We start from the raw sequence: 14,497 nt of genomic DNA, 5'->3' as shown, positions 1-14,497 counted from the left end.
TATATCGCCAAAGTATTACACTTCATAATCAGGGGCTGGAACTTTCAGCGGCGTTATCTTAACTTTTAAGATACGATGGCTGCTTACTTCAATTGGCTCAAACAGATAGTCACCAATTCTCAGTTGTTCACCGACTTTAGGTATCCGCTGGGTATACTCCATCAATAATCCGGCCAAGGTGTGATATTCACGTTTTTCATCAATCGGTAGCGGCAGGTAGAGCACCAAATCTTCCAACGGCATATAGCCATTCGCCACCCAACAGCCATCATCAGTTTGCTGAATGTCATGACGGGCATCTAGCTCTTCACCCGCTACAGGCAGGTTACCTGCAATCGTTTCCATCACATCGGTCAGGGTGACGACCCCTTCAATAGAGCCAAATTCATCCACCACAAAGGCAAAATGGGTTTGCGCCTGACGGAATTGCTCCAAGGCCATCAACAGCGAAACCTGTTCAGGGAAGATTAATGGCTGGCGAATCAAGGTCCGTAAATCGAGTTTTTCGTTCGCTAATTGCTGCTTTAATAAATCAATGACGTGAATGACACCCAGAGGCTCATCTGTTGAACTATCTTCAGTGACGACAATTCGGGTATGCAGGTTTTTCGTCAGTAACTGAGTCAGCTTCTCGGGTGGATCATTCAAATCGAGATACTCCACATCATGGCGAGAAGTCATGATGCTGCTGACTGTTCGTTGTGCCAGCCCCAATACCCGCTCAATCATTCGGCGTTCTTGCTCGTTGAAGACCTCTTGGCCCACACTGGTATTATCAGCAATCAAACTGGCCGTATGGTTATCCAATTCAGCTTCTTCGTGTTTACCACTCAGCATTCGCAGCACTGCTTCTGCTGTCCTCTCCCGTAGTGGACGGACGGTCGACAGGAAGCGGCGGCGGTTGAATTGTGCAAACTGATTCAACGACTCAATAATTACTGAGAAGCCAATCGCGGCATATAAATAACCTTTCGGAATACGGTAGCCAAAGCCCTCAGCCACTAGACTAAAGCCGATCATCAGTAAGAAACTCAAGCACAGAATGACAATCGTGGGATGTGCGTTTACAAAGCGAGTTAATGATTTGCTGGCTAACAGCATCAGACCGATTGCGATACAAACTGCTGCCATCATGACCGCGAGGTGATCGACCATACCAACAGCGGTAATCACCGAATCGAGAGAGAAAATAGCATCCAAAACCACAATCTGTGCAACAACCGGCCAGAACCGCGCGCCTTTACGCTGCTGATTTTGTTGGTGATCTTTGCCCTCAAGCCGCTCATTAAGCTCCATAGTGGCTTTGAAGAGCAGGAATACCCCGCCGATCAACATGATTAAGTCACGCGCACTGAACGGATGATTAGAGATTGTGACTAATGGCGCGGTGAGTGTTGCTAACCATGAGATACTTGCCAATAACACCAGACGCATGACGAGTGCGCACAGCAGCCCAGTGACTCTGGCCTTATCTCGTAGATGACGTGGTAGCTTCTCCGCCAAAATGGCAATAAATATTAGGTTATCAATACCTAACACAATTTCGAGCACAACCAGCGTTGCCAGCCCAGCCCAAATAGTAGGATCTGCGATCCATTCCATATATCTAACTTCACCTTTTATTTCTACGGCTTATGCCACTAAAGCGAATAATGGGCCTATAACATGAAATTTTCAAATCTAAATATAAAAAAAGGATGATATTAATGGTAAAAAAAACAAAAATGAAAAAGAAAGAAAATAATCGTAACATATTGAAAGTAAAGGTTTTTTATGATTCTTCAACAGTATGGAAGTAATGTAAACTAACAGACATTTCCTAGTTAAAATTAATGCTATATAATAGATAATCAGTAGGAATGATTATGTGAGTATAATTTGCTCAGAAGAATCATACATCTATAATTAAGTGACATTCATAATATGCTGCAATTATGACCAAATAGCTATTGGTAGCTGTAAAGCCAAGGGCGGTAGCGTTGTTAAACCAAGTGATTACACAGATTATTATTCCAAAATGAATAATTTTCATTCTCGTTTGAGCTGTAGTGCTTTTTAGTTCGCAACTTTATAGTGATAAGGATATGTAATGTTACTTCCGGTGATTATGGCTGGCGGAACTGGTAGTCGTCTGTGGCCGATGTCAAGAGAGCTTTATCCTAAGCAATTTTTACGTTTGCATGGGGTAAATTCGATGCTGCAGGAGACTGTAAATCGTCTAGAGGGAATTTCTGTTAGAGAACCAGTAGTCATTTGTAATGAAGAGCATCGTTTCTTGGTTGCTGAACAGTTACGACAAATTAATAAACTCTCCCATAATATAATATTAGAGCCAGTTGGACGTAATACTGCCCCCGCCATTGCATTAGCTGCACTAAATGCCATTTCTCAAGGTGACGACCCAATAATGCTGGTGTTGGCTGCCGATCACATCATCAATGATTGCGACGCTTTTCATCAAGCAGTCACCAACGCTATTCCATTCGCCAAAAAAGAGAGTCTGGTGACCTTTGGAATTGTACCAACTGGCCCTGAAACGGGCTATGGATATATACAGCGCGGTGAATCTACAGTTAATGATATTTCTGAAGCCTTTAAAGTTAAACGCTTTGTTGAAAAGCCTAATTTGGAGACGGCAGAGCAATATATTAATTCAGGCGAATATTATTGGAATAGCGGCATGTTTATGTTCCGTGCCAAACGATATATTCAAGAATTAGATAAGTTCCGGCCAGATATTCTTGAAGCCTGCAAAGCAGCAATGAAAGATTCAGATTCAGACAAAGACTTTATTACCATAGATAAAGATAAATTCAGTGCCTGTCCGGATGAGTCGATAGACTATGCAGTGATGGAGCAAACCAGCAGTGCCGTTGTAGTGCCGCTTGATGCAGGTTGGAGTGATGTCGGCTCGTGGTCTGCGCTCTGGGATGTAAGCAATAAAGATAAATTGGGTAATGCCGTTACGGGCGACACATTCCTGCACGATACACAGAATTGTTATATTAATACTGATGAGAAATTAGTTGCCGCTGTAGGGGTGGATAACTTAGTTATTGTTAGTACTAAAGATGCTGTATTGGTGGTAGATAAATCTAAAGTGCAAGATGTAAAAAAAATTGTTGAATATCTCAAGCAAACAAAACGCAGCGAATATCGTCGTCATAGAGAAACATACCGGCCTTGGGGCCGTAGCGATATTATTGTTAATGAGCAACGTTTTAACGTCAACCGTATTACCGTCAAGCCAGGTGGTTCGTTTTCTATGCAGATGCACCATCACCGAGCAGAGCATTGGATCGTATTATCAGGTACGGCAAAAGTGACAATCGGGGACAAGACCTTTTTAATCACAGAAAATCAGTCTACTTTTATTCCTATTGGATCTCTTCATATGCTAGAAAATCCAGGCAAAATTTCACTGGAACTGATTGAAGTTCAATCAGGCTCTTACCTGGGTGATGACGACATCATTAGAGTTAAAGACCATTATGGCCGTTGCTGATTTAGAGGAAACAATGAATACCTTAACTTGTTTTAAAGCGTATGATATCCGTGGTCAATTAGGCTTAGAACTAAATGAAGATATCGCGTACCGTATTGGGCGTGCTTTTGGCGAATATTTAAAACCAAAAAGGATTGTTGTCGGTGGTGATGTCCGCTTAACCAGCGAATCATTAAAAATGGCCTTAGCTGAAGGACTAATTGATGCTGGTAGTGATGTTTTAGATATCGGTTTAAGTGGTACTGAAGAGATTTACTTTGCAACTTTTCACTTAGGCGTTGATGGCGGAATTGAAGTGACAGCCAGCCATAATCCAATGAATTACAACGGCATGAAGTTAGTGCGGGAAGATGCAAAACCTATCAGTGGTGATACCGGTTTACGTGATATCCAAAGACTCGCAGAAGAAAATAATTTCGTAGCACCGGATCAAAGTAAAAGAGGAAGTTATAAGAAGATTTCGATCCTCAATGAGTATGTTGATCATTTAATGGGCTATATAGATTTTAAAAATTTCACCAGCCCTTTGAAACTTGTAATAAATTCCGGTAATGGCGCAGCCGGACATGTTATTGACGAAATTGAAAAACGTTTTACAGCTGCTAAGCTTCCTATCGAATTTATAAAAGTCCATCACCAACCTGATGGCAATTTCCCTAATGGTATTCCTAATCCGTTATTGCCTGAGTGCCGAGCCGATACAGCAAAAGCTGTTTCTGAATCTGGCGCAGATATAGGGATTGCATTTGATGGTGATTTTGACCGTTGTTTCCTGTTCGATGAAAATGCCCAGTTCATCGAAGGCTACTATATTGTTGGTTTGCTAGCAGAAGCTTTCTTGAAAAAAGAACCCGGAGCAAAAATTATTCATGATCCGCGTTTGACCTGGAATACAATAGATATCGTTGAAAAAGCAGGAGGTATTCCTATTATGTCAAAAACAGGACATGCCTTTATAAAAGAAAGAATGCGCAAAGAAGATGCAATATATGGCGGAGAAATGAGTGCTCACCATTACTTCCGAGACTTCGCCTATTGCGATAGTGGTATGATTCCTTGGTTGCTGGTGGCTGAATTACTGTGCGTTAGAAATATGACCTTAAGCCAATTAGTTGGTGACCGTATGAAAGCATTTCCGGCATCAGGTGAAATCAATCGTAAGCTGATGAACGCTAATGAGTGTATTGCTAAAATTAGAGCTATTTATGAACCTGATGCTATTAATGTCGATTTAACCGATGGTATCAGTATTGAATACAGTGATTGGCGTTTTAATTTGAGAACTTCTAATACAGAGCCGGTTGTTCGTTTAAATGTCGAATCGCTAGGAAATGTGGTGTTGATGAATGAAAAGAGCCAAGAAATTTTAACATTGCTGTGCGGGGAATGATTTTGAAAGAGTTTTTTCAAGCAATTTATCATTATCGAGGTTTTATATTTGGCGCGGTTAAGCGAGATTTTCAGTCTCGCTATCAGACAAGTATGCTAGGCGGTATTTGGCTTGTCATTCAACCACTCGCGATGATAATCGTTTATACTGTGATTTTTTCAGCAGTAATGAAAGCTAAACTTCCTGAAGTAAATGGAACTTTTGCTTATAGTATTTATCTATGTACAGGGATTTTGCTTTGGGGACTTTTCTCTGAAGTTGTCAGTAAAACAATGTCCGTCTTGATAGATAATGCAAATCTACTGAAAAAATTAAACTTTCCACGAATCTGTTTGCCAATCATCACCGTTAACATAGCATTATTGAATTTTTTAATAATATTTATTCTATTTGTTGTTTTTCTGATCGCGACTAATAATTTTCCTGGAACAGTATTTTTCTTAATTATACCTATAATTATAATTCAACTAGTATTTTCAGTTGGCCTAGGTATGACCTTGGGTATTCTTAATGTGTTTTTCAGAGATATTGGTCAACTTATGGGAGTAATACTTCAGTTTTGGTTCTGGTTCACGCCGATTGTTTATCCGATTAGTATTCTACCTGATTCAGCTAAAAAGTTGATGAGCTATAATCCTATGGTTGCGATTGTTAATGCCGCTCACGGTATAATGGTTAATAAAGTTGCTCCGGAGTGGTCAACACTTGTACCAATAATACTATTAGGAATAACGTTTATTCTAATTGGTTTATTTCTGTTCAGAAAGCATGCCAGTGATATAGTGGATGAACTGTAATGAATATTATTTCTATTGTTGGGGTTGGGAAAGCTTACAAAAAATATCCTTCACGATTTTCAAGGCTTATCGAATGGTTACCTTTTTGTAAAAAAAATAGGCATACATTGAGATGGGTTCTGAAAAATATTAACATACAAATCAAACAAGGTGAGTCTGTAGGGATTGTTGGTGTAAACGGTGCTGGTAAAAGTACTTTATTAAAAATGGTGACGGGCACCACTCAACCAACAGAAGGTAAAATAGAGCGGCATGGCACAGTGGCTGCGCTCCTTGAACTAGGTATGGGATTTCATCCTGATTTTACTGGTAGACAGAATATCTATATGTCTGGGCAGTTGCTAGGATTGAGCGATAAAAAAATATCAGAGCTAATGCTAGAAATAGAGGCATTTGCTGACATCGGTGATTATATTGATCAACCAGTGAGAGTTTATTCCAGTGGTATGCAGGTTCGGCTTGCCTTTAGTGTTGCAACAGCTGTTAGACCCGACTTACTGATCGTTGATGAGGCATTATCTGTTGGTGATGTAGCATTTCAGGCTAAATGTTTTAGGAGAATTAATAGTTTTAAAGAACAAGGAACAACTATCCTTTTTGTAACTCACTCGCTGGAGGATGTTGTCAAACATTGTCATAACGCAATTTTACTCGATGATGGTAAAGTTGCTATGTTTGGTGAACCAAGAGAAGTTATTAATGAGTTTAGAGATAGAATGTTTGGCAAAACAATCAAGCGCTCCACACCGACATCAGATATGAGTGGGGGCATTGGACTATCTACTGAAGATATTTATCACACTAAACCCTATTATCAGAGAATTGAGCATCGTTGGGGTAATCAAGATGCAACTATTACCGATGTCATAATATCTACGGATAGTGATGAGTTTCCCCCAACGATAGATACAAATGATCTTATAAGAATAAGATTTAGAACTGTTTTCCATAAAGATGTCAAAAACCCTGTTTTTGGTTTACTGATTAAAACACTAGATGGGCTGAATATTTATGGAACAAACTCTGAAATTATTAGTGGTTCGAAATACGGAAATGTTGCTGCCGGAGAGATTATCGATAGCGAGTTTTCTCTTAAAGCCGTAATGAACTCGGGGAATTATTTATTATCTTTTGGGGTGACAGCACAAGATGAAGATGGAAATGATATTCCTCTAGATAGACGATATGACTCTTTACTGATCAATATACACAGCGATAATATTTTTGTCGGAATATGTGATGCGCAAGCAAACTATAACACTAAGAGTTTCAAATGATGAATATTGAAAAATACGTAGCATCATTGCCTGAATGTTATCAACTAATTTATGGGTATCCAGAATTAGAGGTTATAACATCCAGGAACTGCAATGACAGACTTGTTATTGTTGAGAATGTGGTTAAAAAGCTTCAACAAAAATTGCAGAGGCCAATAAAATTATTAGACTTAGGGTGTGCGCAAGGTTTTTTCTCTCTGAGTTTGGCAAAGTATTGCAGTAAAGTTAAGGGAGTGGATTTCCTAGATAAAAATATAGAACTTTGCAATGCGTTGGCTGAAGAATTCTCGATTGGTCATGTAGAGTTTTATCAAGGTACAGTTCAAAGTGTTATAGAATCAATTGATTATGCTGAATATGATCTTGTTCTTGGTTTCAGTATTTTTCATCATGTTTGTCACAATGATGGTTATTTATCTACCAAAAACCTAATCAACTCTCTGGCAAATAAGGCCGCTGTTCTTTTGTTTGAGTTAGCGGTAAAAGAAGAAGGTCTATATTGGGCAGAGCAGTTACCAGAACATGCCGATAGTATTTTAGATGATATTGCATTTAGCTGGAAATTAGGTGAGTTTGGCACCCATCTTACCGACGTAAAAAGACCTTTCTATTTCTCGAGTAGTAAATATTGGTTCATCGATAATGAGATAGAACCCATAAATGATTGGTCGAAAGAGTCCCATGAGTTTGCCCATGGTATTCACCAAGATTCTCGACGTTACTATCATTCTAACGACAAATTTCTGAAGGTGTATAGTTTTGTAGGTGAGCTTGCTGATTTCAATAGAAAGGATCTTGAGAAAGAGGTTGAATCCTTGCAAATCCTTTCTCAATTTAATCTTAAAAAGGTTAACTTACCTCATCTGTATTCACACATCGAAGAGCGTAATGTTGGATGCTTAATCTATAGCCTTATTCCTGGTGACCGCCTGAGCCGATTTATTTTTCAACATAAATATTATAATCCGTTAAATATTTGCCGTAGCGTTTTGGAACAACTGTGTGAGCTTGAATTTCATGGTTATTATCATAATGATGTTCGCGTATGGAATGTTTTGATAGATGATGATAACGCAAGCCTTATTGACTTTTCCTCAATAGGAAAGAATAAGTCAGACGTCGTGTGGCCTTATAATATTTTTCTGAGCTTTATTATTTTTATAAATGAAGTTGAACAGCAGAAAGAACCTGTTTTGCTGCCTAATCGTAGCCCGTTATTCTTGCTTCATTGGCCAAAGTGCATTGAGCTAAAGTTATGGCTGTCGAGTATTTGGGAGTTACCAGCAAATGAGTGGTCATTTACTAAATTTAAAGAGTTGTTAGACTTAGTACTCGACACGGCATATGATGCGAATGAAAGATTTTTACCGCCCATCATTCCTGGAATTAATATAGCTTTATGGCTATCAGCTAATGAGGCTCTTTTCAAAGAGACTGTTATTGTAAGGGATTATTTAGATACTACTTGTGCACCAATTAACATCGATTTTACTTCAATTGATGAACAAGATGGATTGCAAAACAAACGAAAAGAATTGATCAAAGTCATTAAACAAAAAGAGACCGTCCATCAACAGCTACTAAATAATCTTACTGACCAAGATGAGCGACAGAAACAGTTGATTGAGCACAATAAACAGCTAGTATTGGAAAATGCTTCATTAAAAGAATTGATAGGAAATATTTATTCAAGTACATCATGGTTAATAACGAAGCCATTGAGACTGATCAAGCGAATATTTATTAAATAGTTAGATTCTCTGATGAACTCATAGAATTAGGAATATATGAAAAGTAAAAAATGGTTAGATTTGACAACCTCAATGCTTTGGGCTGGTGGTGTCGTTGGAATTGTTCGTGCAGAATTGGAAATTGCCGCAGCTTTAGGTAAACTCGATAATGAAATTTCTTTCAGCATGTTTAAAGATGGAAACTTCATCGAGATTCCGCATCAGGACATTCCTTGGATATTTAGTGATGCTAATGTTACAGATGAATATTTGGCTAAAAGAACTTGGGGCCAACAATCTGTACAAATTGAGAAAAATAATATCGTTCAAGCGACACAAAAAATTAATAATTTTTTATCAAGTTTGAATGCCAGTATGCCAAGCCGTGGACGCCGTCTGCAGCACTCGCTATCTCTTATACTGCAGGAAACACCAACTAGCTTACGCCCTATTGTACGTGTTTTAGCTTGGCTACCTTCCAAGATCATTGGTATGGTAATCAAAACTCGTGAAGTATTGAGCAATAGTAGCCAGATGGCTCAGAGTCCAGCTAGCAGTGATCCAAATGCATTTAACCATCCTTATCAAGCGAATGATATTATTCTAAGCGTCGGTTGGTCTGATAGTGGTAAAGAAATCTATTTTACTAAACTCAAAAAACAATTACCGACCATCAAAATAGGTTACATGGTTTATGATACGATCTTAGTTGGTGAGACAACGCATCATTTGTATCGTCCGCAGGAAGAGGAGAACTTCCGTCGTTACTTTAGTTGGATATCTGAAAATTGTGACTTTATCTTATATGGTGGTATTAGTCCTCAGAATGACGGGACCACATATCAGAAAAAAATGGGATGGAGAATTCCCGCAAGCACTGCAATTCCTTACGGTGGAACCGATCCTATTAAAGTTAAAGATACCTCAAAAGACGAGGAAATATTAAAACGGTTGGGTATCTCATGTGATTTTATTATAACTGTCGGTACGATAGAAATACGAAAAAATCATGATGTTTTATATAAAGCATTTACATTATTGGTAGATGATGAAATAGAAAATCTGCCGCAAATGGTATTTGTTGGCAAACCCGGTTGGCGCACTGCAGATTTGATCGATACTATCCGACGTGATCCAAGGATCGGTAATAATATTCTAATTTTGTCACCTAATGACGAAGAGCTAGATGTATTGTATCGTAACTGTAAATTTACTATGCTTCCAAGTTTCTACGAGGGATGGGCATTACCTATGCCTGAAAGTTTCAGCTATAATAAGCTTTGTCTGGCAGCAGATGTGGAGCCATTGCGTGAAATTGGAAAAAATTGTGCGGTTTATATCGATCCATTAGATGTTGTTCAATGGGCTGAGAAAATTAGTTACTATATTAACAATCCGAGTGAGCGCGAAGCTCGGGAATTATTAATTAAAGATGAATGGCACTCAACTTCGTGGTTGGAATGTGGTAGCAATATCTTAGGTGCTGTAAATAAATATAATGATGCATCTTTCCCTAGTTATACTCCTCTTAATATGTGGTTTGATTTAACACTTTCTTATTCTGTATGGCGTGGTGGCGTAACAGGGATTATTCGTAGTGAGTTGATACTTGCACATAATTTGGAAAAGCTTGTTCCAAGTTTAAGATTTTATGCATTTTATGAGGGGCGTTTCTTTGAGATTCCGCGTGATAATTTAATCTGGTTGTTCGCGTCACCCGATGTAGGAAGCCAGTACGCTGATTTCCAGCGTTTCTGGGCAGAAGCGGAAGCCTCTGGTCGTGGGAATAGAATACCTTTTGATTGTTTATTACCGTTACCTGTTCCTGCTGAAACAGAAGCTGTAGATGATAAGAATCTATACAAACCACAAAAAAAATCGGTCTTCAAGAGGTATACGCAATCTGGAGCTTATTTTATCAGCATCTTACCCAAGGCATTGCGAGATAAAGCCATTCGCATTGCTGATAAACTCGGAGTTATTCCGGATAGTGCCTCTCCGGAGCGTATTGTGGAAACCTCCCAACTCTCTGCAGCGGAAATCAATTCACGTATGATGGAAGAAGTTGCCAGGTTATGTTCTGGTCCAGCTCAGGCAATTCCATTCGATACGGGAGATATTGTTTTTTCTGCTGGTATAAATTGGGATCCAAGGCCACTTGCTGAAATAATAAAAGCGAAGAAAGTTATTGGCTTTAAGTTTAGTCAGGTTATTTATGATGGGACACCACTCATTACGCCGCAATTACACGCTGCTGAAGCATATGAATGGTACAATCGGTTCTTCTACTTAGCAACATTAGCAAGTGATTGCATCATTTATGGCGGCGAGACAGCAATGCGGGACGGTAAAGTTTGGCAGTCTTCATTTGGCTGGCCAGTTACTGATGGGATAGCACTCAAGTTTGGTTCTGATATAACTCCACAACTCGAACACTCTCAGGATAAGACTATTTTGCATGATATGGGAATAACTAGCCCATTTATATTGAGCGTTGGAACATTGGAAATACGTAAAAACCATGAAACGCTATATAAAGCCTATCTCAAGTTATTAGAGGAAGGTTTTGAACAGATCCCGCAACTTGTCTTTGTTGGTGGCCCTGGCTGGAAAGCAAAGGATCTCTTCGATATCATTTCCCGTGACGACCGAGTTAATGGGAAAATTCTCATCCTCAGAACGACTGATCAGCAGTTGGATGTTTTGTACCGTCATTGTAAGTTCACTTTACTGGCTAGCCTATATGAAGGTTGGAGTTTGACCTTGCCAGAGAGTCTTGGCTATAAAAAATTCTGTTTAACCTCTGATGTTGATCCGCTTCGGGAAATTGGACGCGACTTGGTGGATTATATACATCCTTGGGATGTGGCTGGCTGGGCTAGTAAAATCAAATTTTACTCAGTGCATGAGGATGAACTACAACGTCGAGAAGAGCGCATTCGCAAAGAATGGGTGCCGATCTCTTGGGTTGATTGCGCTCACAACGTTATTGCAGATTTAAAATCGATTGTAAATAAAGGATTGGGGGTTAAATGAACGGGACTCGAGTATTAGTTACTGGTGGCAGTGGTTTTATTGGCCAGTATTTAATGGCTGAATTAAGAAAGCGTGGGGCCATTGTTATCGGCACTTGTATTGGCTACCAGCATAAAGAAGATTTTGTTCCTGTCACTCTGTTCGAGACGGAAAAACTAAAATCTCTGATTGAAGAATTCAAGCCTGACTGGATTGTTCATTTGGCCGCAATAGCCCTTGTGACACATGGCGATATTGAACAGATTTACGGTGTTAATGTATTAGGGACAGAGAATTTATTTAATGCTGTTTTGAGTGTTGATATTGAGCGACCTAAGATGCTTCTGGCTAGTACCGCAGGTGTATATGGTAACCAGGATGCAGAGTACTTACATGAAGGATTGCCCTACAATCCAGCAAACCATTATTCTTACAGTAAGATGGTTATGGAAATGCTGGCGGAAAGATATCGTAATGACATAACTATTCATATAGTGCGGCCATTTAACGTCATTGGGGCAGGCCAGGCTGAATCTTTCTTGGTACCTAAAATTGTTAGACATTATTTTGACCACAAACCTGTTTTGCAATTAGGTAATATTGACTCTGTGCGTGATTATGTAGAGGCCAAACGCTCTGCATGGATGATTTCTGAACTAATGTCTCGTGGGCATCAAGAGCCATTCACTGTTAACTTGTGTTCAGGGCGAGGTTGGACAGGTCATGATGTACTTGATTATCTTGAGGAAATAAGTGGTTTTAGACCCAAAATAGAAATTGCCAACCAATATATTCGTAAGGATGAAGTATGGCGGCTGGTGGGAGATCCATCATTGCTGACTAAGTACCTTGGTCAAGAGCCTAAGTTGCCTGACCTGAAAACAATATTAGCGTCAATGTATTCGGCAATGGTTTAGGTAATGAGTAATGTTACACTAATGCAATTTGCCTTTCCCTGATAATAATATTCTACTCAGCTGCTTGTTTCATCGTCTCAAACCTCTCGATTTGGGTTTGAATCGAGAGAACGATGAATCGAAATTTTCTAGTTTTTTAGCAATACAAAGATGGCTACTGCTCTCATCTTTTTCCTGTTATTCTTACCCCTATAGTTTAGAATATGACATTTTTTTATGTGGCCTTATTATTTCTGAATCGTGTTACAGCGGTTAAGCTACTCGGCATATGTAATATTTACGATGGAATTCTGATTGCTGATTTTAGTTGTGAGTTAGAAATATAAAAAATAAATATTTTCAGTGATTGTTCGGTATGGCTAATAGCAATATAATACTACTAGCCTTTTTATCATGTTATTTATATGTGTTTTTATGATTAGTTTTTACAAAAAAATATAGACTTTCTTGCAACGGTTTTTGGGGGCATTTTTTTGATTAACTAAATATATACGGACAGATTAGTGTGGGTACCTTTGTAGTTGATGAGCAAGGTTAGCTACTCGTTTTTGAGTAATTGGTTGTTAACTTCCATGCGACGTAGATTATGGCGTGTTGGTTCCACTATTCTCAGTTTGTATGGGCATTGATAGCGACGTATTTGGTGATGATGCTAGTTAGTGCTATTATTTCGGCTATCACATATTGATTTATAGAAGAGTTTTCTGCCCCCACACTAATAACAAGTTATAGGGGATTATTTGATGCTACGGATTTGTCTAAAGCACTAATGAAATTATATAGTGAGGAAGTGATGAAATCAGCAGTTATTACTGGTATTACCGGGCAAGATGGTGCTTATTTAGCAGAGTTGTTGCTTGAGAAAGGGTATAAAGTATACGGCACCTACCGTCGAACCAGTTCTGTTAACTTTTGGCGTATCGAAGAATTAGGCATAGATAAACATCCTAATTTGCATTTAGTTGAATATGATCTCACCGATCTCTCTGCCAGTATTCGCTTGTTACAAGCTACGCAAGCAACTGAAGTGTATAACCTCGCTGCACAGAGTTTTGTCGGTGTTTCTTTTGATCAACCGGCAACAACGGCGGAAATTACCGGTATTGGGCCACTGAATCTGTTAGAAGCCATTCGTATCGTTAATACTAAAATTCGGTTTTACCAAGCTTCCACCTCTGAGATGTTTGGTAAAGTCCAGGCGATACCCCAAGTTGAGGACACGCCGTTCTATCCGCGTAGCCCTTATGGTGTCGCTAAACTATATGCGCACTGGATGACAATCAATTATCGTGAAAGTTACGGTATTTTTGGTTGCAGTGGCATTCTGTTTAATCATGAGTCTCCACTGCGCGGCCGAGAATTTGTGACTCGCAAAATTACTGACTCAGTTGCAAAAATTAAATTAGGCAAACTGGATATTCTCGAATTAGGGAATATGGATGCTAAACGTGACTGGGGTTTTGCCAAGGAATATGTAGAAGGTATGTGGCGTATGCTGCAAGCAGATGTCCCTGATACTTTTGTTTTGGCAACTAACCGTACTGAAACGGTACGTGATTTTGTTTCCATGGCATTCAAGGCTGCTGGTTTTAATTTGCGCTTTGAAGGTAAGGATGATAATGAAGTTGGGATTGATACAGAAACAGGAAGAATTTTAGTCAAAGTTAATCCGAAGTTCTATCGTCCTGCAGAAGTTGAGTTATTAATTGGTAATCCGCAAAAAGCCAAAGATGTATTGGGCTGGGAGCCAAAAACGACACTTGAAGAACTCTGTAAAATGATGGTTGAAGCTGATTTAAAAAGAAATGAAGCTGGGTTCTCATTCTAAAATAAATCCCTATCAAAATTGGTAGGGATACTTGGTAT

At 39.2% G+C, this 14,497-nt stretch carries 9 protein-coding genes; 8 read left to right on the top strand and 1 reads right to left on the bottom strand.

Annotation, left to right across the window (positions count from 1 at the left end):
• Positions 1 to 15: 15 nt before the first annotated feature.
• The gene (locus ACF3VQ_RS13630; RefSeq protein WP_392431565.1) at positions 16 to 1,602 is read right to left on the bottom strand and encodes a TerC family protein; all 1,587 of its coding nucleotides are present in this window, start codon (positions 1,600 to 1,602) and stop codon (positions 16 to 18) included.
• A 487-nt stretch (positions 1,603 to 2,089) separates the two neighbouring features.
• Here ACF3VQ_RS13630 and ACF3VQ_RS13625 point away from each other — a divergent pair, with 487 nt between their 5' ends.
• The 8 genes from ACF3VQ_RS13625 (at position 2,090) to gmd (ending at position 14,459) form a co-directional block, all read left to right on the top strand.
• Positions 2,090 to 3,505, top strand: coding sequence for a mannose-1-phosphate guanylyltransferase/mannose-6-phosphate isomerase (locus tag ACF3VQ_RS13625; protein WP_392431564.1), 1,416 nt, complete (start codon positions 2,090 to 2,092; stop codon positions 3,503 to 3,505).
• Between the two features lie 13 nt (positions 3,506 to 3,518).
• Positions 3,519 to 4,895: a phosphomannomutase CpsG gene (cpsG, locus tag ACF3VQ_RS13620; protein ID WP_392435587.1), complete on the top strand. Its 1,377-nt coding sequence runs from the start codon at positions 3,519 to 3,521 to the stop codon at positions 4,893 to 4,895.
• Positions 4,896 to 4,897: 2 nt separating this feature from the next.
• Complete coding sequence (locus ACF3VQ_RS13615; RefSeq protein ID WP_392431562.1) at positions 4,898 to 5,692, top strand: ABC transporter permease; 795 nt, start codon at positions 4,898 to 4,900, stop codon at positions 5,690 to 5,692.
• Positions 5,692 to 6,969, top strand: a complete 1,278-nt coding sequence (locus tag ACF3VQ_RS13610; RefSeq protein WP_392431560.1) for an ABC transporter ATP-binding protein — start codon at positions 5,692 to 5,694, stop codon at positions 6,967 to 6,969. The genes ACF3VQ_RS13615 and ACF3VQ_RS13610 overlap by 1 nt, the downstream gene beginning before the upstream one ends.
• Positions 6,966 to 8,720 carry a methyltransferase domain-containing protein gene (locus ACF3VQ_RS13605; RefSeq protein WP_392431558.1) on the top strand — a complete coding sequence of 585 codons (1,755 nt, stop codon included), beginning with the start codon at positions 6,966 to 6,968 and terminating at the stop codon, positions 8,718 to 8,720. Before ACF3VQ_RS13610 ends, ACF3VQ_RS13605 begins: the two co-directional genes overlap by 4 nt.
• A gap of 36 nt (positions 8,721 to 8,756) precedes the next feature.
• On the top strand, positions 8,757 to 11,735 hold the full coding sequence (locus tag ACF3VQ_RS13600) for a glycosyltransferase (protein ID WP_392431556.1): 2,979 nt from the start codon (positions 8,757 to 8,759) through the stop codon (positions 11,733 to 11,735).
• A complete protein-coding gene (locus tag ACF3VQ_RS13595; protein ID WP_392431554.1) occupies positions 11,732 to 12,631 on the top strand; it encodes an NAD-dependent epimerase/dehydratase family protein in 900 nt (299 codons plus the stop codon). Before ACF3VQ_RS13600 ends, ACF3VQ_RS13595 begins: the two co-directional genes overlap by 4 nt.
• Positions 12,632 to 13,424: 793 nt before the next feature.
• Complete coding sequence (gene gmd / locus ACF3VQ_RS13590) at positions 13,425 to 14,459, top strand: GDP-mannose 4,6-dehydratase (protein ID WP_392431552.1); 1,035 nt, start codon at positions 13,425 to 13,427, stop codon at positions 14,457 to 14,459.
• Positions 14,460 to 14,497 lie beyond the last annotated feature (38 nt).

Source organism: Yersinia fenwicki (assembly GCF_043099325.1).
Lineage (GTDB): Bacteria > Pseudomonadota > Gammaproteobacteria > Enterobacterales > Enterobacteriaceae > Yersinia.
The sequence above is the reverse complement of the archived record's forward strand: the minus strand, read 5'-3'. Positions and strand labels throughout refer to the sequence as shown.